This window comes from Amycolatopsis sp. NPDC051045 (assembly GCF_040682955.1).
GTDB lineage: Bacteria > Actinomycetota > Actinomycetes > Mycobacteriales > Pseudonocardiaceae > Amycolatopsis.
This window is the reverse complement of the sequence record NZ_JBFBCC010000012.1, coordinates 187,539-208,518: the sequence shown is the minus strand read 5'-3', so window position 1 is coordinate 208,518 and position 20,980 is coordinate 187,539. Positions and strand designations below refer to the sequence as shown.

Below are 20,980 nucleotides of genomic sequence, written 5' to 3'. Positions count from 1 at the left end.
TACTCCTACTGTCATCCGGCCTTCACCGCGACTCGCAACCGCGTCACGGCGCCCCCCAGTGGGGCGGGAAGGGTCAGTGGGCCGGCGCCCGGGACCAGCGCGCCGAGCAGGCGCGGCCCCCGGGCGCCGGTCGCCGACGGCACCGTACCGGGCACGCCGCACCAGGTGAGCCAGCCCAGCAACGCCGTCAGGTACGCCTCCTTGCCGGCACCGGGCAGCCCGAGGTCGTCGCTGGTCTTGAGCACCGTATTGGGCACTGCCGGCAGGTTCCGGGCCAGCGCCGTCATCAGCGCCGGGTTCGCCACGCCGCCACCGGAGGCGATGACGGTCGTGACGCCGTGGCGGCGGCACTGGTCGGCCACGGTGACGGCGGTCAGCTCGGTCAGCGTCGCGAGCAGGTCGGCGGGCTCGATCGGCTCGAGACCGGCGGTGGCCGTGTCGAGGTAGGCCGCGTTGAAGTGCTCCTTGCCGGTGGACTTCGGCGGCGAGGCGGCGAAGTACGGGTCCGCGAGCAGCCGGACGAGCAAGTCCCCGCGCACCGAGCCGGCGAGCGCGAGCCGGCCGTCGACGTCGCTGCGCCGTCCCGTGACACGGTGGGCCGCGAGGTCGAGCAGGGCGTTGGCGGGCCCGGTGTCGTAGGCGATCACCGGTTCACCCGCGGCGACGACGGTGATGTTCGCGATGCCGCCGAGGTTCAGCGCGGCGACCGGGTGGCCGGTGTCCTCGGCGAGGCCGCGCAGCCACAGCTGGTCGAGCGTGCTGGCCAGGGGCGCGCCGTGGCCGCCCGCGGCGACGTCGCGGGCCCGCAGATCGGCGCACACCGGCAGCCCGGTGCGTTCGGCGATCCAGGCGGGCTGGCCGAGCTGGAGGGTGCCGCGCACCGTGCCGCCCTCGACCCAGTGGAACACCGTCTGGCCCAGCGACGCGACGAGGTCCGCGGAGCCGCCGGCGAGTTCCGCGGCCCCGCGCCGGGCCGCGTCGGCGAACGCCCGGCCGACGCCGGTGTCCAGCCGCGTCAGCTCGCCGGCGGTGCACGGGTTCGGCGGCAGCGCGGCGAGCAGGCCTTCACGCAGCGGTTCCGGGTAAGGGACGTCGAGCTCGCCGAGCGGGGTCAGCACGACCGTGTCGTCTTCGGCGTGCAGGTCGGCGGCGGCCACGTCGATACCGTCGATCGACGTGCCCGAAATCAGGCCGACCACCCGGAAGCCGTGGCTGGTGCGCATCCCCATCCGGAGGGGTTTAGTGGAGCCTCCCGTGTGATGCAACCCACGTGGTGAAGTCTTGGCCCAATCGGGACCCAGGTTGTGACGAATTGCCTGGGTGGACGGGGTGTCCGGGGCCGGGGAGCGCGGATGAAAGGATGGGGCCCGTGTCGAGCACCTGGTTTCTGTTCGTAGTCGTCGCCGTCGTCGTGCTGGTCGCCCTGCTGGTGACCGGCCTGCTGATCGCCCGCAGGCGGCGGATCAGCCTGGACGCCCAGCGTCAGGTCGAGGAGAAACCGAAGGGCGGTTCGTACGCGGCCAGCGGGGGCATCGCGCTCGCCCCCGGCGGCGCGGCGGAAGCGCCCGAGGTCGAGCACCCGGTCGAGGACCGGCCGGAGGTCGACGGCCAGCCGGCGGTGGGCGACGACGCGGCGGTGCCGCGCGACTCGCCGCAGCGCACGGTCCGCGACGTCAAGCTGCCCGAGGCCGAAGAACCCGAGCCCGTCACCGAGGAGATCGACCCCGCGACCGGCCGCCTGGAGCGGCTGCGCGGCCGGCTGGTGAAGTCGCGCTCGGTGTTCGGCACGAGCCTGCTGGGCCTGCTCGGGGCCGGCGACCTCGACGAGGACTCCTGGCAGGACGTCGAGGACACGCTGCTGATGGCCGACCTGGGCGCGGCCACCACGAACCAGATCGTCGAGCGGCTGCGCGACGAGCTCTCCCGGCGCGCGGTGCGGTCCTCGGCCGAGGCGCGCGAAGTGCTGCACGAAGTCCTCACGGCGCAGCTGTCCACCGACAGCCACCGCGCGGTCCGCGCGCTGCCGCACATGGTCGACGGCAAGAAGCAGCCCGCCGTGGTGCTGGTGGCGGGGGTCAACGGCACCGGCAAGACGACGACCACGGGCAAGCTCGCCCGGGTCCTCGTGGCGCAGGGCGGGACGGTGCTGCTGGGCGCGGCGGACACGTTCCGCGCGGCGGCGGCCGACCAGCTGCAGACGTGGGGCGAGCGCGTGGGCGCGGAGGTCGTCCGCGGCAAGGAAGGCGCGGACCCGGCGGCGGTGGCGTTCGACGCGGTCAAGCGCGGCGTGGACACGGGCGTGGACGCGGTCCTGATCGACACGGCGGGCCGCCTCCACACGAAGACGGGCCTGATGGACGAGCTGGGCAAGGTCAAGCGCGTCGTCGAGAAGCAGGCGAAGGTCGACGAGGTGCTGCTGGTCCTCGACGCGACGACGGGCCAGAACGGGCTCATGCAGGCCCGCGTGTTCGCCGAGGTCATCGACGTGACGGGTATCGTGCTGACGAAGCTGGACGGCACCGCGAAGGGCGGCATCGTGTTCCAGGTCCAGCGCGAGCTGGGGGTTCCGGTGAAGCTGGTCGGCCTCGGCGAAGGCCGGGACGACCTGGCGCCGTTCGAGCCGGGTGCCTTCGTGGACGCCCTGCTGGGCTAGACGCGGAACAGCGGCGTCCCGTCGGTTTTCCGCAGACCCAGCTGCAGCATCACCGGCGCCGAGGCGCGCTGGGCCGGGATGACCAGCGGTGAGGTGCGGTGCGCGGCGACCGTCAGCCGGGACCAGCCGATGCCCTGCAGGACTTCGCGCCGGAGCGGGTCGACGACCATGGCCGCGCCGAAGTAGCGGCCACCCGGCAGGGCCACGCGGGTGGTGTGCCCGAGGACGATCGAGAACGCCGTCCCCGTGCGGCTGCCGTCCTCCTGCAGCGTGAGGATCACCGGCGTGCGGACCTTCGTGGCGCAGTGGTACCGCACGCTGATCTCGACGGTCCCCGAGGGTCCGCTGCCCGGGCGCGGCCAAGCGGGGAACAGCGGCAGCCCGTCGAGCGCGCGGTCGACCAGTTTCGAAGCGGCGCCCTGCGCGAGCCAGGCCAAGGCGCCGGTGTGCGAATCCATCGGCTCGTCCCTCCGGCGATATTCGGATGACGGGCGGGTGGGCGCCGGCGCAGAATCCGGGCATGCCCGGTTGACGCACGTCCGCTCGTGCCCCTCCTCGTAACAGACGCCCCGAAGCCGTCGTTCGCTACGAGAGAGGAACCATCATGACCGCCATTCACGGAGATCGGGTGCGGCTGCGCCCGATCGGCGCAGCGGATCGCGCCCGGGTGCGCGAAATCCTGGCCACCCCGGAGGTCGCCCGCTGGTGGGGCGACCCGGAGCAGGAGGCCGAAGGCCTGTACGAGGTCGAAGAGGGCCGTTCCGTCTACCTGATCGAGCTGGACGGATCCGTCGTCGGGTTCATCCAAGGTGCCGAGGAGCCGGATCCGCAGTACCGCCACGCGGGCATCGACATCGCGGTGCACCCGGGCTTCCACGGCCGCGGCGTCGGCACGGACGCGATCCGCGCACTGGCCCGCCACCTGTTCGCCCAGGGCCACCACCGGTTGACGATCGACCCGGCGGCGGCGAACGAAGCCGCGATCCGGGCCTACACGAAAGTGGGATTCAGGCCGGTGGGCGTGCTGCGGGATTACGAGCGCGGCCCGGACGGCACCTGGCACGACGGGCTGCTGATGGACCTGCTGGCGGGGGAGCTGACCTGAGTGATCAGTCTTTGTCGATGACCTGCTGGATGAGCTGAGTCATCCGCTCCATGCCGATGTTCACCTTGGTGAACCCGCTGCGCATCTCAGCCTTGAGATCGGTGACCTCGGTCTTGAGGGTCGCGATGTCCCGGTGGTCTTCGACTTGGGTCTCGCGCAGGGCGCCCGTGGTCCTGACCAAGGCGTTCAGGAGCTGTTTGAACTCGGAGACGTCGCGGTCCGCCGCACCGGCGAGTACGCGAGCCGCTGTGGCGTCCTGCCGAGACTGACGCACCTGTTCCTCCAACGCGGTCACGCGGGCTTCGAGATCTTCGAGGCTGGCCATGGTGCTTACTTTACCGGCGCCGGACGAGGCGAGAGCACTGGTGGTCACTTTCAGTAGTTTACTATCACCCTTAGTCACACTGATAGGGGCGCCCGGGAGAGGCTCGCGCCCAGGGCGTCCGCCACCCGCTGTACCGCCGGGGCGATGTGCGCCACCGCCTCGGCGGTCAGCCGCCCCGACGGGCCCGACACCGACACCGCCGCCGGCACCGGCGCACCCGGCACCGCCACCGCGACGCACCGCACCCCCAGCTCCTGCTCCGCTTCGTCCAGTGCGAAACCCTGGGCGGAGATGCGGGAGAGTTCGGCCGCCAGCGCGTCCGGGTCGGTGAACGTGTGCTCGGTGTAGGCCGGCATTCCGGTGCGGCCGAGCAGTTCACGCACCTCGGAGGGCGGCAGGTGCGCCAGCATCGCCTTGCCCACGCCGGTCCCGTGCGGCAACAGCCGTCGCCCGACCTCGGTGAACATGCGCATCGAATGCTTCGACGGCACCTGGGCCACGTACACGACTTCGTCGCGCTCCAGGACCGCCAGGTTCGCCGTCTCGCCGACCTCCTCGACCAGCTCCGCCAGCAACGGCCGCGCCCACGCGCCGAACTGCATGCTCGCGTTCTCGCCGAGCCGGATCAGCCGGGCGCCCAGCGCGTAGCGGCGGTTCGTGTTCTGCCGGACGTACCCGAGGTCGACCAGGGTGCGGATGAGCCGGTGGATCGTCGGCATCGGCAGCCCGGACAGCGTCGCCAGCTCGGACAGGCTGGCTTCGCCGCCGGTGTCCGCGAGGTGTTCCAGCAGCTCGAAGGCGCGCTGCAGGGACTGGACGCCGCCGTCGCGACCGTTCTTCTCCGCCGGCACGGTGGCCCTCCTTACGTCGGCGTTGAGCTTCCGCTATGCAGAAACTATAGTCCGGCTGGTAGAAAACCGTAGGGCCGTTATCCAAAGATCCGAACCCTCGAGGTGTTTCCCCATGTCTTCTGAAGTCCAGGTGCTGGGCGACCCGGTCGAACGCGGCGACGAGATCCTCACGCCGGAGGCGCTCGCCTTCCTCGCCGGCCTGCACGACGCCTTCGCCGGCCGCCGCGACGAGCTGCTCCAAGCGCGCGGCAAGCGTCGTGAGCAGGCCCGGACCACCGGCAGGCTCGACTTCCTGCCGGAGACCAAGGAGATCCGCGAAGGCGACTGGCAGGTCGCCGGCGCGCCGGCCGCGCTGCGGGACCGCCGCGTCGAGATCACCGGGCCGACCGACCGCAAGATGACCATCAACGCGCTCAACTCCGGCGCCAAGGTCTGGCTCGCCGACCTCGAGGACGCCAACACCCCGCACTGGGCGAACGTGGTGTCCGGCCAGGTCAACCTCTACGACGCCGTCCGCGAGACGATCACGCTGGAGAGCGGCGGCAAGAGCTACGCGCTGAAGGACGACGTCGAGCACGCGACGATCGTGGTCCGGCCGCGCGGCTGGCACCTGCCCGAGAGCCACCTGACTTTCGGTGGCCGCGAGGGCGTCGGCGCGCTCGTCGACTTCGGCCTGCACTTCTTCCACAACGCGGCGGAGCTGATCGAGCGCGGCAAGGGCCCGTACTACTACCTGCCGAAGATGGAGAGCCACCTCGAAGCGCGGCTCTGGAACGACGTCTTCACCCACGCCGAGAAGACCCTCGGCATCGAGCACGGCACCGTCCGCGCGACCGTGCTGATCGAGACCATCCCGGCCGCGTTCGAGATGGAAGAGATCCTCTACGAGCTGCGCGAGCACGCGTCGGGCCTCAACGCCGGCCGCTGGGACTACCTGTTCAGCGTCATCAAGTACTTCCGCGACGCGGGTGAGAAGTTCGTGCTGCCGGACCGCAACTCCGTCACCATGACCGCGCCGTTCATGCGCGCCTACACCGAGCTGCTGGTGCGCACCTGCCACAAGCGCGGCGCGTTCGCGATCGGCGGCATGGCCGCGTTCATCCCGAGCAAGGACCCCGAGGTCAACAAGGGCGCCTTCGAGAAGGTCCACGCGGACAAGTCGCGCGAGGCCGGCGACGGCTTCGACGGCTCCTGGGTCGCGCACCCGGGCATGGTCGAGCTGTGCAAGGAGGAGTTCGACAAGGTCCTCGGCGACAAGCCGAACCAGCTCGAGCGCAGGCGCGACGAGGACTGGGATCTCTCTGCCACCGCCGACCAGCTGCTCGACGTCGCTTCGACGCCGGGTGGCGCGACGGCGGCCGGCCTGCGCGCCGCGGTGGACGTCGGCGTCCGCTACATCGCGTCCTGGCTGGGCGGCAACGGCGCGGCGGCCATCCACAACCTGATGGAGGACGCCGCCACCGCCGAAATCTCGCGCTCCCAGATCTGGCAGTGGGTCCAGAACGGGACCACGTTGGACAGCGGGGACGTCGTGACGGCGGCGCTGGTGCGCGGCGTGCTGGCGGACGTCCGCGGCGAGCTGGCGGCCGAGCTCAAGCCGGAGCAGCTGGAGCCGGCCGTGGAGCTGTTCGAGCAGGTCGCGCTGGCCGACGAGTTCCCGGACTTCCTGACGCTGCCCGCCTACGAGCGGATCAAGTAGTGCGGCTGCCCGAGGACGTCTACGACGCCGCCGACGCGCGCCTGGCTGCGGCCGACGCGCGCGTCGCGGCGTCGTACCCGGGGGAGCGGCCGGGACGGCAGCCCGTGCACACGGTGTACGTCCCGGCGTCGCGGTACAAGACGCGCCTGGTGGCCGACTGGGGCAAGCAGGCGATGCGGGTCTTCATCGAGCACGGAGAACTCCTCGGCGTCGACGCCGACGTGTACGAACGCGTGCGCGCCAAGCTGCTCACCGAGCCGATCGAAGACCTCCGGATCGACTTCGAGGACGGCTACGGCCGGGTGCCGGACGACGTCGAGGACGCCGCCGCGCTGGCGGCCGGGCAGACCCTGGCGACGACCGGCGGGACCCCGTTCACCGGCATCCGCTTCAAGAGCTTCGAGGCGGCGACGCGCCGGCGCGGCATCCGCACCCTGGACCTGTTCCTCACGGGCTTGCTGGACCACGGTCCGCTGCCGCCCGGGTTCGTCGTCACGCTGCCGAAGGTGACGGCGGTCGAGCAGGTCGCGGTGGCCGCGGAAGTGCTGGAGCGCTTGGAATCCGCCTACGGGCTCGCGCCGGGCGCGCTGCGGTTCGAGGTCCAGATCGAGACGGCACAGTCCATTGTGGATCTCGATGGCACGCTCGCGGTGGCGCGGATCCTGCAAGCCGCTTCGGGCCGCTGCTCGGGGCTGCACTACGGGACGTACGACTACAGCGCGGGTCTCGGCATCGCGGCGGCGTACCAGAGCATGGAGCACCCGGCGGCCGACCTGGCCAAGGGCCTGATGCAGGTCGCGGCGGCGGGCACCGGCGTCCGCCTCTCGGACGGCTCGACGAACCGCCTCCCGGTCGGCGACGCGCTGCCCGCGGCGTGGGCCGAACACCTCCGGCTGGTCCGCCGGTCGTTGGAGCGGGGCTTCTACCAGGGCTGGGACCTGCACCCCCACCAGCTGCCGACCCGCTTCGCGGCGACGTACAAGTTCTACCGCGAAGGCTTCCCGGCGGCGGTGGAGCGGTTGCGCGCGTACGCGGACAAGACGGCCGGAGGTGTCCTGGACGAGCCGGCGACGGCGCAGGCGCTGGCGGTGTACCTGCTGCGGGGCCTGGACTGCGGGGCGCTGGACGAGGGCGAGGCGGGATTCGGACGGCCGGAGCTGGAGAAGTACGCGCAGCGGCTCGCCTGAGCCGCGGCCGTCAGCCGGGCAGCCGGGCGCGGTCGGCGGCGGCCCGGCCCGCACCCCAGCCGTCGTGGCTGCGGACGGTCACCGACTTGGTCACCACCTCCGGGAAGAGCGTCGCGAAGGTCGTCGCCACTTTCTTCTCGTGCGAAGCCAGCACCGGCAGCAGGTTCGCCTGGTCGGGTGACTCGGCGAGCGTCGTCTCCGCCGCCTTTTCGAGCCGCTCGCCGATCCGGGTGGCGTAGGAGACGAGGAAGGACTGCCGGAACTCCCGGGACCGGCGCCCGCGGTCGGCCTGGCCGCCGGCGATCATGGCGCGCGTGGCCTGGACGAGCAGGGACGTCGTCAGCAGCGCGACGGAGTCCAGGTCGGCTTCGTCGCCGACGACGGTGGCGAAGCCCCAGCGCGGGTCGAAGACGGCTGGGCAGCGGTTCGCCTTCGCGACCACGTGGACCAGCAGCGACTTCGCGTCGAGGTACGGCGTGTCCAGCCAGAGCCGGCGAGCGGCCGGTGCGTCCGGCACCGCCGCGCCGGCCTCGACCAGCACCCGGTCGAGCGCGTGGCGGGTCATCAGCTCCTGCGCCTTCGCCGAAAGGGTCTCGGCCTCCTCCGGGAAGGAGCTCGACTCGGCCTTCGCCAGCAGCGCGCGGACCCGGCTCAGCTTCTTTTCGTCGACGGCGTGGTGCCCCGCCGGACGTGGCCGGAGCACGGTCCCCGGCGCCGGGAGGACGGTGGTGATCTCCGGCAGGGTCGTCAGCAGAGCCAGTGCTTCGATCACCGCCGTCACCGCTTCGGCCGGCGTGAGGATGTGTTTCGCCGCCCACTGCGGCAGGTGCGGTCCGGACTTCGCCCACCAGCGGACGGCGCCTGCTTCGCCGAGCTGGTCCCGCCATTCCGGGTGCACGGCCGCGGGCGCGAACTGCCCGGCGTAGGCGGCGAGCGTGTCGAGCACGTAGGAGCCGGCGAACTCGTCGACGCGGCGCCGGATCGCCTGGTGGAGGTCCTCGGGCAGCCAGCCGCCCCGGCAGGCCCGGCCGATCAGCCGCTGCCCGGCCAGCTCCGCGCCGTGGGCCAGTTCGGCGGGCAGGTCGAAGTCCGGCGCGAGCCGGCTCGCGCCCTTCCCAGCGGCGCCGGGAACGCCCCGCGCGGTGTCGTAGGCGGCGGCGAGCATCGCGTCGGCGAAGCCCTCGGCGGTCGCCGGCCGCTCGTCGACGTGAGCCGGACGCGGCGCGCGCTTCTGCTTGCCCATGTCGATCACCTCCTCCGGCTCTCGAGTGTGCCGCAGCGGTGGTCACCTTCCGGACGGCGGGCCCGTCGACCGGGTATGAACACCGCCATCCTCCTCACCACGATCGCGCTGAACGCCGGTATCGGCTTCGCCGACCTGGTCAAAGCCCCGTTCGTCCTCGCCACTTCGGCCGCCGTCGACGTCCCGCCGAGCTGGCTGCCCCTGCTGGGCACGCTGAAGCTGGCCGGCGCCGCGGGGCTGCTGCTCGGTCTGCTGGGTGTCCGGCCGATCGGCCTGGCCGCGGCGGCCGGGCTCGTCCTGTTCTTCGCCGGGGCGATCATCGCGCACGTCCGCGCCGGCAAGTTCGCGACCGGCGCGGCGCCGCTCGCCTTCCTCGGGCTGGCGGTGGCGTCGCTGCTCGCGGTCTAACGCAGCCGGGGAAGGGCGTCGCGCGCGAAGTGGCTCAACGTCCGCAGGTCTTCGGCGAACCGTTCGCGGTGCCCCTCGGGCAGCGGCCGGAAGAAGAACTGCTCGATGTTCTCCACGTGCAGCCGGCTGGCCCGCACGGTCGTCTCCTCGCCGAGCGGCGTCAGCCGCACCAGCCGGCCCCGCCGGTCGCTCGGGGAGGCCGTGCGGGTCACCAGGCCGAGCGCCTCCATCCGGTCGACCAGCCGGGTCGCGCCGCCGGTCGTGAGCACCTGCTCCTGGGCGATCGAACGCATCGTCAGCCCGCCGGAGCCCGTGCGGCCCACGATCAGCAGCACCTCGTACATCAGGTGCGTGATCCCGCATTCGCGCTCCAGCGCCCGGCCGAGCAGGTAGCCGAGCCGGTTCGCGGCGCCCTGCAGCCGCCCGAAGGCCTGCACGCGGGCGTCGTCCGCCGCCTGCCGGGCCGAAGTGATTTCGGGGTCCACGCCCTCATCCTCCGGCCTGGTCGCCGGCGCGCAACGCGAGGTAGACGTCGAGCTGGTCGGTGAACTCGGTCAGGTCGGCGCCGAGCAGCTCGCCCGCCCGGCCGATGCGGTAGCGCAGCGTGTTGACGTGGACGTGCAGGGCCTTCGCCGCGCGCGTCGGCGAGCCCGAGCACTCCAGGAACACCCGGACCGTGTGCACCAGGTCGGTGTGCTGCTCGGCGTCGTAGGCCAGCAGCGGTCCGAGCACCCGGCGCCGCAGCGCCGCGCGCAGCCCGTCCGGCGCGCCGGCCAGCAGCAGCTGGTGCACGCCGACCTCGCCGGCCGGCACCACCGCGACGCGCCCGGCGTGCCGTGCCGCCACCCTCAGGGCGTACCGCGCTGTCTCGATGGCCTCCTCGCGCGGGCCGGACTCGCTTACGCCGCCGAGAATCCGCTTCGCCCGGAGCAGCGGTTCCACAATGGACAGCGACCCGGCCGCGGATTCCGGCCACCGCCCGATCGCCGCGTACGACGTGTCCCCGGCGGACTCGAGGACGACTCCGTCCGGCAGCAACTCCTGGAGAAGTTCCCGGCTCTCGTCGCTGCCTTCGGTCCGCAGCGCGACCACGCACACGTCTTCGGGCAGTTCGGGTTCCGGCCGCGGGGCTCGCGCTCGCGTGACGCCGACGAGCCCGGCGACCTCCTCAGCCAGCTCGGCCTGCGCGGTGCTCAGCGGCCCGCCGACGGCGATCAGCCACGGCACCGCGTGCCGCCCTTCGACCGGGAGCACCGTCAGCGGCCCGGCCTCGCGCGCCGCGTACCGGCGGACGACGTCGTCGGCCGGCATCGGCAGCGGCGCCGTCCCGGCGACCACCCGGCCCAGCCCGGACAGCACCCAGCAGGGCAGCCCGAGTTCCGTCGACGCGCGCTCCACGAGCGTCTCGACCGGGGCCCCCGCGGCCGCCTGCAAACGTTTGCGTGCGCTGTCGGACGCGGCCGCCAGCGCCAGCACCACCTGCTCGGTGATCACCGAGAACGAGAGGTCGGCGGGCACCTCCAGCAGCGGGATCCGGTGCCGGACGCAGGCGTCGACGACGTCGTCCGGGATCCCGCCCGAGTCGGCGCCGGACGCGGCCAGCGCCGCCGCGCCCGACCGGGCGAGCGCGGCCACGAACGGCTCGGCGTCCCCCGGCGAGCGCCACCAGAGCAGGCCGGAAAGCACCAGCTCACCGGCCGACAGGTACCGTCCGGGGTCGGACAGCTCCGTGACGTAGATGCGCGTCACCGGCCGGTCGAGCAGGTCGTTCCCGGCCCGCGGCCGCAGCCGCAGCCCCGGCAGGTCGAGCAGAGTTCTCACGGTCGTCATCAGGCTTGTAGGAAAGCACAAACGTGCCGGGGTTCGCTCCTGTGCGTTTCATGCTCGGTGCCGTTGCCGCCCACCCCCGGTCCGTCGTCTACTGGTCTATCGCCCCACGAAGGAGCAGCCAGTGGAGTTCCTGCGTCCCACGACGCTCGCCGAGGCTCTCGCGGACAAAGCCGAGCGGCCCGGTGCGGTGCCGATCGCCGGTGGCACCGACGTCATGGTCGAGCTGAACTTCGACCACCGCCGCCCCGAAGCCCTGATCGACCTGACCCGGGTCCCCGAGCTGACGGAGTGGTCCACATCGGACGGCATGGTCCGGCTCGGCGCCGGCGTGCCCTACAGCCGTGTCATCACCGAGCTGGGTGAAGCGGTCCCCGCGCTGGCCATGGCCTCGCGCACGGTCGGGTCGCCGCAGATCCGCAACCGCGGCACGGTCGGCGGCAACCTCGGCGCCGCCTCGCCCGCCGGCGACACCCACCCGGTGCTGCTCGCCCTGGACGCGCGGGTCGAGGTGGCCTCCGTCCGGGGGACCCGCCTCCTGGCGGCGGAGGAGTTCTACGTCGGCGTGAAGCGGCACGCCCTCGAGCCGGACGAGCTGATCACCGCCGTCCACCTGCCCGCGCACGCCGGGCCGCAGCAGTTCGCCAAGGTCGGCACGCGCAACGCCATGGTCATCGCGGTGTGCTCCTTCGCGCTGGCGCTGCGCGACGGCCGGGTGGGTGCCGCGATCGGCTCCGCGGCCCCGACCCCGCGCCGCGCCCGTGCCGCCGAAGACTTCCTGGCCGCCGAGCTGCCGTGGACGTCACCGGAGCCGCTGCCGGACTCGCTGAAACGCCGCTTCGGCGACCTGGTGGCCGAAGCGGCGTCCCCGATCGACGACGTCCGGGGCAGCGCCGCGTATCGGAAGCACGCGTTGGGGGTACTAGCGCGGCGTACGTTGACTTGGGCCTGGGACGAACACCGGACGGGAGAGCGCGCATGCGCCTGAATGTCACGATCAACGGGCAGCCGCGGCAGGCGGACGACGTCTGGGAAGGGGAAAGCCTGCTCTACGTGTTGCGCGAGCGGCTGGGCCTGCCGGGCTCGAAGAACGCCTGTGAGCAGGGCGAATGCGGCTCCTGCACGGTCTACCTCGACGACGTCCCGGTGTGCGCCTGCCTGGTCGCGGCCGGGCAGGCCGAGGGCCGCGCGGTGCGCACGGTCGAGGGCCTGGCCGACGGCGACACCCTCGACCCGGTCCAGCAGTCCTTTGTGGACTACGGAGCGGTGCAGTGCGGGTTCTGCACGCCCGGCCTGGTCGTCGCCGCGCACGACCTGCTGAACCGCGTCCCGGATCCGAGCGACGAGGAGATCCGCGAAGCACTGGCCGGCAACCTCTGCCGCTGCACCGGCTACGAGAAGATCCTCGACGCGGTGCGCGCGGCGGCGAAAGGGACTCTCGGAAAGGACACAGTCGCGTGAGGACGCTCATCGCGAACGCCGCGATCGCCACCGTCACCGGTGAGGAGTACGCGAGCGGGCACGTCGTCGTCGAGAACGACCGGATCGCCGAGGTCGGCGAAGGCGTGTACACGGGCGAGTTCGACGAACGCGTCGAAGCCGAAGGCTGCCTGGTCACGCCCGGCCTGATCAACACCCACCACCACCTGTACCAGTGGGCCACCCGCGGGATGGCCGCCGACCACACGCTCTTCGAGTGGCTGGTCGCGCTCTACCCGGTCTGGGGCCGCCTCGACGACGAAATCACCCACGCCGCCGGCACCGCCGGGATGGCGCGGCTGGCGCTGACCGGCTGCACCACCGTCGCCGACCACCACTACGTCTTCCCGCGCGACGGCGGTGACCAGGTCGCGGCGCTGGCCGCGGCCCGTCAGCGGATCGGCGTCCGGCTGCACGTCGTGCGCGGGTCGATGGACCGCGGCGAGTCCGACGGCGGTCTGCCGCCGGACAACCTGGTCGAGTCCACCGAGGACGCCCTGACCGGCACCGAAGCGGCGATCGGTCGCTTCCACGACGACTCGCCGGGCGCCCACCTGCAGATCGCCGTCGGCCCGTGCTCGCCGTTCTCGGTCACCGAGCGGCTGATGTCGGGCGCGGCCGAGCTGGCCCGCCGCAAGGGCGTCCGGCTGCACACCCACCTCGCCGAGACCCTCGACGAGGAGCAGCAGTGCCTCGCCGAGGTCGGGTGCACGCCCGCCGAGTACGCCGACAAGCTCGGCTGGCTCGCCGGCGACGTCTGGCTCGCGCACACCGTCCACCTGGCGCCCGAGGCGATCCGCCGCTTCGGCGCCACCGGTACCGGCTCGGCGCACTGCCCGACGTCCAACGGCCGCCTCGGCAGCGGCATCGCACCGGTCCGCGACCTGCTGGACGCCGGGGTGGCCGTCGGCCTCGGTGTCGACGGCGCCGCGTCCAGCGAGTCCGGCGGCCTCGCCGAAGAGCTGCACCAGGCACTGCTGCAGGCCCGCCAGCGCAGCGGGCCACGCGGGCTGACCACGCGCGAAGCGCTCTGGATGGGCACGATGGGCGGCGCTCGCTGCCTGGGCCGGGCCGACGACCTCGGCTCGCTCGAACCCGGCAAGCTCGCCGACCTCGCCGTCTGGGACCTGACCGGGCTCAACCACGCGGGCATCACCGATCCGGTCGCGGCGCTGGTCCTCGGCACCACCCCGCCGCTGCGCCGGCTGTTCGTCGGCGGCAAGGCCGTCGTCGAGGACGGCGCCCTGCGCGAAGCCGACGAGTCCGCGATCGCCCGCGAGCTGGCCTCCGCGAGCGCCCGGTTGAGGGAGGGTCGATGACCACTTCGGTCACCACCGCCCGGACCACGAACGGCGTCGGCGCTTCAGCCCGGCGTCCCGACGGCACGGTGAAGGTCCGCGGCGAGTTCGCCTACTCCTCCGACCTGTGGCACGAGGACATGCTGTGGGGCGCGACGCTGCGCAGCCCGCACCCGTACGCCCGGATCACCGGCATCGACATCGCGGAAGCCCTGGCCGTGCCCGGTGTCCACGCGGTGCTGACGCACGAGGACGTCCCCGGCGTCAACCGCTACGGCCTCGAACACGCCGACCAGCCGGTGCTCGCGCCCGACGTCGTGCGGTACCAGGGCGAGCCGGTGGCGCTGGTCGCCGCCGACCACCCGGAAACCGCGCGCCGGGCGATGAAGCGGATCGTCGTTTCCTACGAAGAACTGGAGCCGGTGACGGACTCCGAAGCAGCCGTCGCGGGCGAAGGCCGTTCGCTGCACGAAGGCGGCAACGTCGTCCGGCACGTGAAGATCCGCCGCGGCCCGCAGGACGTCACCGCCGACGTCGTCGTCTCCGGTGTCTACGAGGTCGGCATGCAGGACCAGGCCTTCCTCGGCCCGGAGTCCGGGCTCGCCGTGCCGGACACCGAAGGCGGCGTCGACCTGTACGTCGCGACGCAGTGGCTGCACGTCGACCAGCAGCAGATCGTCGCCGCTCTGGGGTTGCCGGTCGAGAAGGTGCGGCTGACCCTCGGTGGCGTCGGCGGTGCGTTCGGCGGCCGCGAAGACCTGTCGATGCAGGTGCACGCGTGCCTGCTGGCGTTGCACACCGGCAAGCCGGTGAAGATGGTCTACAACCGCGAAGAGTCCTTCTACGGCCACGTCCACCGCCACCCGGCGAAGATGTACTACGAGCACGGCGCCACGCGCGACGGGCACCTGGTGTACGTGAAGACGCGGCTCTACCTGGACGGCGGCGCGTACGCGTCCTCGACCGGGGCGGTGGTCGCGAACGCCGGGACGCTCGGCGTCGGACCGTACACAGTGGACAGTGTGTCGGTGGACTGCTGGGGCGTGTACACCAACAACCCGCCGTGCGGGGCGATGCGCGGGTTCGGTGCGGTGCAGGCCGCGTTCGGCTACGAATCCCAGATGGACAAGCTGGCCGCCGCCTGCGGCCTCGACCCGGTGGAGATCCGCGTCCGCAACGCGATGAGCGAGGGCGACCTGATGCCGACCGGCCAGGTCGTCGACGCGGAAGCGCCGGTCGCCGAGCTCCTGGAGCGCGTGCGGGCCATGCCGATGCCCCCGGACCGGCCGTTCGACCTGCGGCACATGCCGGGCGGGGTGTCGAACACGACGCACGGCGAGGGCGTCGTCCGCGGCGTCGGGTACGCCGTCGGGATCAAGAACGTCTGCTTCTCCGAAGGCTTCGACGACTACTCGACGGCCCGCGTGCGCCTGCAGCTGGTCGGCGGGGAACCGGCCGCGACCGTGCACACCGCGGCCTGCGAGGTCGGCCAGGGCCTGGTGACGATCATGCAGCAGATCGTGCGGACCGAACTCGGCGTCGACCAGGTGACGGTCCTGCCGATGGACACCTCGATCGGCAACGGCGGCTCGACGTCGGCGTCGCGCCAGACCTACGTCACCGGCGGGGCCGTGCAGGCCGCGTGCGCGGCGGTGCGGGCCCGGCTGCTGGAGCACGCGTCCACCCGGTTCGGCGGCGACGTCCGGGTGGTCGGCGGCAAGCTCGTCGCGGGCGACGGCCGGGTGCTCGCCGACCTCGTGGACGTCCTCGGCGACGAGAGCTACGACGAGACCGTGGAGTGGCGGCACCGGCCGACCACCCCGATCGATCCGGAAACCGGTCAAGGCACCGCGCACGTGCAGTACGCGTTCGCCGCACACCGGGCGGTCGTCGACGTCGACACCGAACTCGGCCTGGTCAAGGTGGTCGCCTTGGACTGCGCCCAGGACGTCGGCAAGGCCCTGAACCCCCAAGCCGTGCTGGGCCAGATCCAGGGCGGCTCGGCGCAGGGCCTCGGGCTCGCGGTGATGGAGGAGATCCAGACCTCCGGTGGGAAGATCCGGAACCCCTCCTTCACCGACTACCTCATCCCGACGGTGCTGGACGTGCCGCCGATGACCATCGACGTCCTCGAACGCCCGGACCCGCACGCGCCGTACGGGCTGCGCGGGGTCGGCGAGCCGCCGACGATCTCGTCGACGCCCGCCATCGTGGCCGCGATCCGCGCCGCGACCGGGCTCCCGCTCCCGCGCGTCCCGGTGCGGCCGGAGCACCTCACCGGGACTTGAGGGACCAGTTCTGGTTCGCGTCGTCGTTGCAGTTCCACAGTTCGAGCGGGGTGCCGTTGACGTTGCCGGCGGGCTTGTCGCCGCCGGTGACGTCGACGCACAGGCCGGCCTGCGTGATCGACCCGTCGGCCTCGAGCTTGAACTTCTGGTTCGCGCCGCCGTGGCAGGTCCAGGCGACGAGCTTCGTGCCGGCCGCGCTGGTGCCGCCGCTGGCGTCCAGGCAGAGGCCGGCGGCCTTGAGCTCACCGGCACCGGTGAACGTCCAGGCCTGGTTGACGCGGCCGTCGCAGTCCAGGATGTCGGCCTTGGCACCGGCCGTCGCGGTGCCGCTGATGTCGAGGCACCTCGACGACGACGCGCCCTGCACCGCCTGGGTGGTGCCGATGCTGGTGCCGGACGAGTTCGCCTTGACCCGGTAGATCACCGTGCTGTGCGACGGGACGCTCGCGCTGATCGCGCCGGTGCTCGTGGTGAGTTCCTTCGACCACAGGTTGGTCAGCCGGTAGCTCCCGGCGGCGGGCAGCCCGGCCGCGGCGGCCGTCGTCGAGATGGTCTTCGTGGTGCTGTTCTCGTTGAACAGCACCACGGCGACGTCGCCGTCCTGGAGGGGTTTCGCGAGGACGTCCAGGCCGTTGCCGGTCGCGATGCGCCGGGCCTGCTTGCCGAGCGGGTCCTGGTCGACGGCGATGACGTCACCGTTGAGGTAGGTCGAGAACGTCGCGACGCTCGCCGTGCGCAGGTCGGCGCCCGCGATCAGCGGCGCGGCCATCGCCGCCCACAGCGTGAAGTGCGCGCGGTCCTCCTGGAAGTCCATGCCGTCGCCGACCTCGAGCATGTCCGGGTCGTTCCAGGCGCCCGGCTTCGCGGCGGAGGCGAGCCCGACGTTCTGGCGGTAGATCGAGTCGATGCTGCCCCAGTTGTTGGTGATGTCGCCGGTGGTGCGCCACAGGTTGCCGACGTCCGGGGCCCAGGTCGCGGGAGCGAAGTCGCCCCATTCGCAGATGCTGTAGACGATCGGGCGGGCGGTGGCCTTCAGGGCGTCGCGCATCGCGGAGTAGCGCCGGATGTAGTCCTGCTGGGTGTTGCTGCCGTTGTTGAAGCAGTTGTCGTACTTCAGGTAGTCGACGCCCCAGCTCGCGAAGAGGTTCGCGTCGGCCTGTTCGTGGCCGAGGCTGCCGGGGTAGCTCTGGCACGTCATCGTGCCGGCGCTCTCGTAGATGCCGAACTTCATGCCGCGGGCGTGGATGTAGTCGCCGAGCGCCTTGAGGCCGCTCGGGAACTTCGCGGGATCGGCGACGAGGTTGCCGGCCGCGTCGCGCGACCGGGTCATCCAGCAGTCGTCGAGGTTGACGTAGGTGTAGCCGCGGTCGCGCATCCCGGAGCTGACCATCAGATCGGTGGTCTGCTTGACGAGGGTTTCGTTGATGTTGCACTCGAAGGTGTTCCAGGTGTTCCAGCCCATCGGCGGGGTGCGGGCGAGGCCGTTTTCGAGGGCGCCGGCGGGCGGGCTCGTGATGCCGATGGCGGCGGCTGCGGCGACTGCGGTGGCGAGGACGGCGAGGACTCGGCGCATGGCGGCTCCAACCGGACGACGGTGTGAGGCAGGAGGACTAGACCAATGCGCAGCATCCGTGTCGCTTGCTGCGCGGTCAAGCGCCATTTTGGTGACTTGTGTTGGATTCCCGACTAAAGTTGTGTGCTCTCCTGGAGGAGCCGCCGTGCCACGTCGACGGTCGCGGCCCCCGCGACGGCCATGGCTTCGGTGTCCCGCAGCGAGCGGCAGAGGACGAACGCGCCCTCGAGGTTGTTGACGGCGGTGATGGTCAGGGTCCGGGCGGCGGCCCGTTCAAGGCCGAATCGCGCGAACTTCTCGGTGCCGGCGTCGATCCAGGCGGTGAAGACGTCGGCGGTGGCTTTCCGGAGGGGTTCGTTGGTGGCGGCGACCTCGAGGGCGACGGTCGCGATCGGGCAGCCCTCGACGTAATCGGTGGCTTCGAGGGTGGCGATCCCGGCGGCGAAGAAGGCCTCGATGCCGCTGACGAGGTCTGCGGCCGGCGCGATGAAGAGGTCGAACAGCTCGATGTAGGCCAGCCCCGAGCTGCGGATGACCTCTTCGCCGAGCTGCTCCTTCCCGCCGGGGAAGAAGTGGTAGAGCGACCCGAAGGGCGCGCTCGCCTCCGACACGATCTGCTTCAGCCCGGTGCCGGCGTAGCCGTTGCGCCGGAACAGCTCGGCGCCGGCGGCCATGATGCGGTCCTTGGTCCCTGTCACCCCCTCGATGATAGAGCGTTCTATCAACTCAATGGATGTCCCAGGCCGGACCCGGGTCCTCGGCGTCGTCGCGCAGGATCGTGCCTTCGATCAGCCCGTACGGCCGGTCCGCGGCGTAGAACACCTCGTTGTCGTTCTTCAGCCCGAACGGGCTCAGGTCCACCAGGAAGTGGTGCTTGTTCGGCAGCGACAGCCGGACCTCCGCGACCTCCGGCCGCGCTTCCAGCACCGCCGAGCCCATCGCGTACAGCGTCTGCTGCAGCGAAAGGCTGTGCTTCGTCGCGAACGTCTCCAGCATCAGCCGCCGGATCTCGCCGTGGCTGCGCGCCCAGTCGACGTCCTCGCCCTGGTAACGCCACCGCGCCGTGACGGCGGTCGCGAGGATCCGGTCGCCGGTCTCGGCGAGGGTCGTGTACTGGTCGCGGGGGAAACCGTGGAATTCGGAACCGGTCGACTTGAGCAGGGTCAGGCCGTCGATGCCGGACACGACCCACGCGCGGCCGTCCCCGATCGTCACGGCCGTGGTGCGCCGCTCGTCGCCGGCACGGCTGAACGCGTGGTCGTGCGGCTCGCCGCCGACCGGGATCCGGTCCCAGCCGTGCTCGTCGATCTTGATCCGCGCGCCGGTGATGTTGTCCTGCGTGCCGACGAAGTGCCGGGCCAGGCGCAGGCCGAAGTCCTCGATCTCGCCGACCGGCGCCTCCTTCGCGAAGGCGTACACGGTGTTCTTCTGCGTGTCGGTCGCCAGCACCCCGGCGTTGTCGCCGGTCAGGTGCGTTGCGGCCAGCTCGCCGCGCAGCGACGTCGACACGGTGAGGTCCTTCAGGTGGTGCACGGAGCCTTCGCGGCGCACCGTCACCAGGCGGACCTCCGCCTTGCCGTACTGGTTGGGGCCCAGGGTGATGGCCACGGTCAGCTCCCTCGGTAGGTCGAATAGGCGAACGGGCTGAGCAGGAGCGGCACGTGGTGGTGCGCGGTCCCGTCGGCGATCCGGAAGGTCAGCGCGACCTCGGGGAAGAAGGCGTCCGGGCCCAGGTAGGCACCGGTGTCGAAGACCAGGCGGTAGCCGCCCGGGGCCAGGGTTTCCGGACCGAGGTCGCGGATGCGGCCGTCGGCGTCGGTGCGGCCGTCGGCGATCGGCGTCCCGTCGGCGGTTTCGAACCGGACGGCGATCCCGGCCGCCGGGCGTCCCTTGGCCGTGTCGAGGACGTGGGTGGTCACGAGGCTCACGCGGTCACCGCCTTGGCCAGTCGCAGTTCGGCGATCTTCAGCAGCTCGCGCCCGGCGACGGCCAATTCGGTCGCGGGGTCGTTGTCCAGCCGCTCGCGCAGGATCTTCAGCAGTTCTTCGCCGCTGCGGCCGCTCGCGCAGACGAGGTAGACGTGGCCGAACTTGGCTTCGTACTCGGCGTTCGCCGCGGCGAACGCGTCCGCATTGTCCACACCGGACTGTTCGGAGCGCGCCCAGCCGCTCGCCGGCTTTTCCCCGATCCGGGGGTGCGCGGCCATCGCCTGGCGGATTTCTTCACTGCTCAGCGGCAGGTCGGCGGCGGCCCGCAGCGCGTCGAGGTCTTCGTAGGGCCGGTGGCCGAGGATCGTGTCCACCCAGCGGGGGACGGCGAGGCAGGCGGTCAATACCGGACGGACTTCGCCGGCGTCGGCGGAGTTGAAGTCGGTGAGCAGCACGGGAAACTCCTCGCGGGTGGCGTCCCGCTGACCGTACGTCGGCGCCGGAGTTCCGTCAACATTTTGTTGAACGCGCTGGTCAGTCCGCTTCCCGGTTGAGGTAGTTGTAGACGGTGAACCGCGTGACCCCCAGCGCGTCGGCCACCGACGAGACGGATTTCCGCAGGCCGAAGGCGCCGCGTTCGCGCAGCAGCCGCACCGCGCGCTGCTTGCCCGCCCGGTCGAGTTCGCCCAGTTCGGCGCCCAGTTCCCGCTCGACATCGGCGATGAGCCGGGCCAGCGCGTCGTTGAGTTCGACGACCGGCGGGCTCCCCGGATCGTCGGCCCGGCGCAGTTGCAGCGTGACCCGGGTGGCGCCGCCCGCCAAGGCGGCCTTCGCGATCGCCGGAAGGGCTTCGAGCAAGTCCTCCGCCTCGCCGCGGGCGAGGGTGCCGAGCGGGCCGAACTCGGTGTCCAGTCCGGCTTCCGTGGCGGCGTCGCGAGCGGCGACGGCGTGTTCGGGCGGCGAACCCTCGCCGTGGAACGGTTCGCTGGTGAACTCCGCTTCAAGCCGCACGAAGATGACCGTAACGTGCGGCGTCCGTCGTTGACGAGCGGCGCGCGCCGTGGTTACTGTCGTTGTGCGAAACCGCCTTTCCGTTCTGTGAAATCGGCGGTGATC

22 protein-coding genes are annotated in these 20,980 nt (G+C 71.9%); 9 read left to right on the top strand and 13 right to left on the bottom strand.

Annotated elements, in window-relative coordinates:
- Positions 1-11: 11 nt before the first annotated feature.
- Complete coding sequence (locus AB0M80_RS26995) at positions 12-1,229, bottom strand: anhydro-N-acetylmuramic acid kinase (RefSeq protein ID WP_364570370.1); 1,218 nt, start codon at positions 1,227-1,229, stop codon at positions 12-14.
- A 140-nt stretch (positions 1,230-1,369) separates the two neighbouring features.
- Here AB0M80_RS26995 and ftsY point away from each other — a divergent pair, with 140 nt between their 5' ends.
- Positions 1,370-2,653: a signal recognition particle-docking protein FtsY gene (gene ftsY / locus AB0M80_RS26990; RefSeq protein ID WP_364570367.1), complete on the top strand. Its 1,284-nt coding sequence runs from the start codon at positions 1,370-1,372 to the stop codon at positions 2,651-2,653.
- On the opposite strand, the gene AB0M80_RS26985 is transcribed toward ftsY, so the two are convergent.
- A complete protein-coding gene (locus AB0M80_RS26985) occupies positions 2,650-3,111 on the bottom strand; it encodes a hypothetical protein (RefSeq protein ID WP_364570364.1) in 462 nt (153 codons plus the stop codon). The two genes, ftsY and AB0M80_RS26985, sit on opposite strands and share 4 nt — an antisense overlap.
- Before the next feature lie 146 nt (positions 3,112-3,257).
- Between AB0M80_RS26985 and AB0M80_RS26980 the strand changes: the two genes are divergently transcribed.
- Positions 3,258-3,758 (top strand): GNAT family protein, encoded by a 501-nt coding sequence (locus AB0M80_RS26980; RefSeq protein WP_364570361.1) that lies wholly within the window; start codon positions 3,258-3,260, stop codon positions 3,756-3,758.
- Positions 3,759-3,762: 4 nt separating this feature from the next.
- Here AB0M80_RS26980 and AB0M80_RS26975 read toward each other — a convergent pair whose 3' ends face one another.
- Together AB0M80_RS26975 and AB0M80_RS26970 are read right to left on the bottom strand one after the other, a co-directional pair.
- Complete coding sequence (locus tag AB0M80_RS26975; RefSeq protein WP_364570358.1) at positions 3,763-4,131, bottom strand: hypothetical protein; 369 nt, start codon at positions 4,129-4,131, stop codon at positions 3,763-3,765.
- Positions 4,132-4,157: 26 nt separating this feature from the next.
- Positions 4,158-4,934, bottom strand: coding sequence for an IclR family transcriptional regulator (locus AB0M80_RS26970; protein WP_364570355.1), 777 nt, complete (start codon positions 4,932-4,934; stop codon positions 4,158-4,160).
- Between the two features lie 112 nt (positions 4,935-5,046).
- Between AB0M80_RS26970 and aceB the strand changes: the two genes are divergently transcribed.
- Together aceB and AB0M80_RS26960 are read left to right on the top strand one after the other, a co-directional pair.
- On the top strand, positions 5,047-6,633 hold the full coding sequence (aceB, locus tag AB0M80_RS26965) for a malate synthase A (protein WP_364570354.1): 1,587 nt from the start codon (positions 5,047-5,049) through the stop codon (positions 6,631-6,633).
- On the top strand, positions 6,633-7,820 hold the full coding sequence (locus AB0M80_RS26960) for an aldolase (protein WP_364570351.1): 1,188 nt from the start codon (positions 6,633-6,635) through the stop codon (positions 7,818-7,820). The genes aceB and AB0M80_RS26960 overlap by 1 nt, the downstream gene beginning before the upstream one ends.
- A 10-nt stretch (positions 7,821-7,830) precedes the next feature.
- On the opposite strand, the gene AB0M80_RS26955 is transcribed toward AB0M80_RS26960, so the two are convergent.
- Entirely contained in the window at positions 7,831-9,063 is a 1,233-nt protein-coding gene (locus tag AB0M80_RS26955; protein WP_364570348.1) for a DUF2786 domain-containing protein, read from the bottom strand.
- A 75-nt stretch (positions 9,064-9,138) separates the two neighbouring features.
- Here AB0M80_RS26955 and AB0M80_RS26950 point away from each other — a divergent pair, with 75 nt between their 5' ends.
- Positions 9,139-9,471, top strand: a complete 333-nt coding sequence (locus AB0M80_RS26950; RefSeq protein WP_364570345.1) for a DoxX family protein — start codon at positions 9,139-9,141, stop codon at positions 9,469-9,471.
- On the opposite strand, the gene AB0M80_RS26945 is transcribed toward AB0M80_RS26950, so the two are convergent.
- Positions 9,468-9,956: a MarR family transcriptional regulator gene (locus tag AB0M80_RS26945; RefSeq protein ID WP_364570342.1), complete on the bottom strand. Its 489-nt coding sequence runs from the start codon at positions 9,954-9,956 to the stop codon at positions 9,468-9,470. The genes AB0M80_RS26950 and AB0M80_RS26945 overlap by 4 nt on opposite strands.
- A 4-nt stretch (positions 9,957-9,960) precedes the next feature.
- A complete protein-coding gene (locus AB0M80_RS26940) occupies positions 9,961-11,301 on the bottom strand; it encodes a PucR family transcriptional regulator ligand-binding domain-containing protein (RefSeq protein ID WP_364570339.1) in 1,341 nt (446 codons plus the stop codon).
- 121 nt (positions 11,302-11,422) lie between these two features.
- Between AB0M80_RS26940 and AB0M80_RS26935 the strand changes: the two genes are divergently transcribed.
- Genes AB0M80_RS26935 through pucD form a run of 4 tightly spaced genes read left to right on the top strand, consistent with a single transcriptional unit; the run spans position 11,423 to position 16,363 of the window.
- A complete protein-coding gene (locus AB0M80_RS26935; RefSeq protein WP_364570336.1) occupies positions 11,423-12,286 on the top strand; it encodes a xanthine dehydrogenase family protein subunit M in 864 nt (287 codons plus the stop codon).
- Entirely contained in the window at positions 12,277-12,759 is a 483-nt protein-coding gene (locus AB0M80_RS26930) for a (2Fe-2S)-binding protein (RefSeq protein ID WP_364570333.1), read from the top strand. Before AB0M80_RS26935 ends, AB0M80_RS26930 begins: the two co-directional genes overlap by 10 nt.
- Positions 12,756-14,096, top strand: a complete 1,341-nt coding sequence (locus tag AB0M80_RS26925) for an 8-oxoguanine deaminase (RefSeq protein ID WP_364570330.1) — start codon at positions 12,756-12,758, stop codon at positions 14,094-14,096. Before AB0M80_RS26930 ends, AB0M80_RS26925 begins: the two co-directional genes overlap by 4 nt.
- A complete protein-coding gene (gene pucD / locus AB0M80_RS26920; protein ID WP_364570327.1) occupies positions 14,093-16,363 on the top strand; it encodes a xanthine dehydrogenase subunit D in 2,271 nt (756 codons plus the stop codon). The genes AB0M80_RS26925 and pucD overlap by 4 nt, the downstream gene beginning before the upstream one ends.
- On the opposite strand, the gene AB0M80_RS26915 is transcribed toward pucD, so the two are convergent.
- From AB0M80_RS26915 to AB0M80_RS26890, 6 genes are all read right to left on the bottom strand, one after another.
- Positions 16,350-17,936, bottom strand: coding sequence for a ricin-type beta-trefoil lectin domain protein (locus AB0M80_RS26915; protein WP_364570325.1), 1,587 nt, complete (start codon positions 17,934-17,936; stop codon positions 16,350-16,352). The two genes, pucD and AB0M80_RS26915, sit on opposite strands and share 14 nt — an antisense overlap.
- A 113-nt stretch (positions 17,937-18,049) precedes the next feature.
- The gene (locus tag AB0M80_RS26910; RefSeq protein WP_364570612.1) at positions 18,050-18,610 is read right to left on the bottom strand and encodes a TetR/AcrR family transcriptional regulator; all 561 of its coding nucleotides are present in this window, start codon (positions 18,608-18,610) and stop codon (positions 18,050-18,052) included.
- A gap of 52 nt (positions 18,611-18,662) precedes the next feature.
- Positions 18,663-19,544, bottom strand: coding sequence for a factor-independent urate hydroxylase (gene pucL, locus AB0M80_RS26905; RefSeq protein ID WP_364570322.1), 882 nt, complete (start codon positions 19,542-19,544; stop codon positions 18,663-18,665).
- Between the two features lie 2 nt (positions 19,545-19,546).
- A complete protein-coding gene (gene uraH, locus AB0M80_RS26900) occupies positions 19,547-19,864 on the bottom strand; it encodes a hydroxyisourate hydrolase (RefSeq protein WP_364570319.1) in 318 nt (105 codons plus the stop codon).
- The gene (gene uraD / locus AB0M80_RS26895) at positions 19,861-20,319 is read right to left on the bottom strand and encodes a 2-oxo-4-hydroxy-4-carboxy-5-ureidoimidazoline decarboxylase (protein ID WP_364570316.1); all 459 of its coding nucleotides are present in this window, start codon (positions 20,317-20,319) and stop codon (positions 19,861-19,863) included. The genes uraH and uraD overlap by 4 nt, the downstream gene beginning before the upstream one ends.
- A gap of 79 nt (positions 20,320-20,398) precedes the next feature.
- Entirely contained in the window at positions 20,399-20,875 is a 477-nt protein-coding gene (locus AB0M80_RS26890; protein WP_364570313.1) for a helix-turn-helix domain-containing protein, read from the bottom strand.
- Between the last annotated feature and the right edge of the window lie 105 nt (positions 20,876-20,980).

What these genes read in the sequence shown, in the direction of transcription:
- aceB (WP_364570354.1), top strand. Translation starts at nt 5,047, where the DNA reads ATGTCTTCTGAAGTCCAGGTGCTGGGCGACCCGGTCGAACGCGGCGAC.
- AB0M80_RS26995 (WP_364570370.1), bottom strand. Translation starts at nt 1,229, where the DNA reads ATGGGGATGCGCACCAGCCACGGCTTCCGGGTGGTCGGCCTGATTTCG.
- AB0M80_RS26910 (WP_364570612.1), bottom strand. Translation starts at nt 18,610, where the DNA reads ATGGCCGCCGGCGCCGAGCTGTTCCGGCGCAACGGCTACGCCGGCACC.
- AB0M80_RS26915 (WP_364570325.1), bottom strand. Translation starts at nt 17,936, where the DNA reads ATGCGCCGAGTCCTCGCCGTCCTCGCCACCGCAGTCGCCGCAGCCGCC.
- AB0M80_RS26955 (WP_364570348.1), bottom strand. Translation starts at nt 9,063, where the DNA reads ATGGGCAAGCAGAAGCGCGCGCCGCGTCCGGCTCACGTCGACGAGCGG.
- AB0M80_RS26930 (WP_364570333.1), top strand. Translation starts at nt 12,277, where the DNA reads ATGCGCCTGAATGTCACGATCAACGGGCAGCCGCGGCAGGCGGACGAC.
- AB0M80_RS26940 (WP_364570339.1), bottom strand. Translation starts at nt 11,301, where the DNA reads ATGACGACCGTGAGAACTCTGCTCGACCTGCCGGGGCTGCGGCTGCGG.
- pucD (WP_364570327.1), top strand. Translation starts at nt 14,093, where the DNA reads ATGACCACTTCGGTCACCACCGCCCGGACCACGAACGGCGTCGGCGCT.
- AB0M80_RS26980 (WP_364570361.1), top strand. Translation starts at nt 3,258, where the DNA reads ATGACCGCCATTCACGGAGATCGGGTGCGGCTGCGCCCGATCGGCGCA.
- AB0M80_RS26985 (WP_364570364.1), bottom strand. Translation starts at nt 3,111, where the DNA reads ATGGATTCGCACACCGGCGCCTTGGCCTGGCTCGCGCAGGGCGCCGCT.
- AB0M80_RS26950 (WP_364570345.1), top strand. Translation starts at nt 9,139, where the DNA reads ATGAACACCGCCATCCTCCTCACCACGATCGCGCTGAACGCCGGTATC.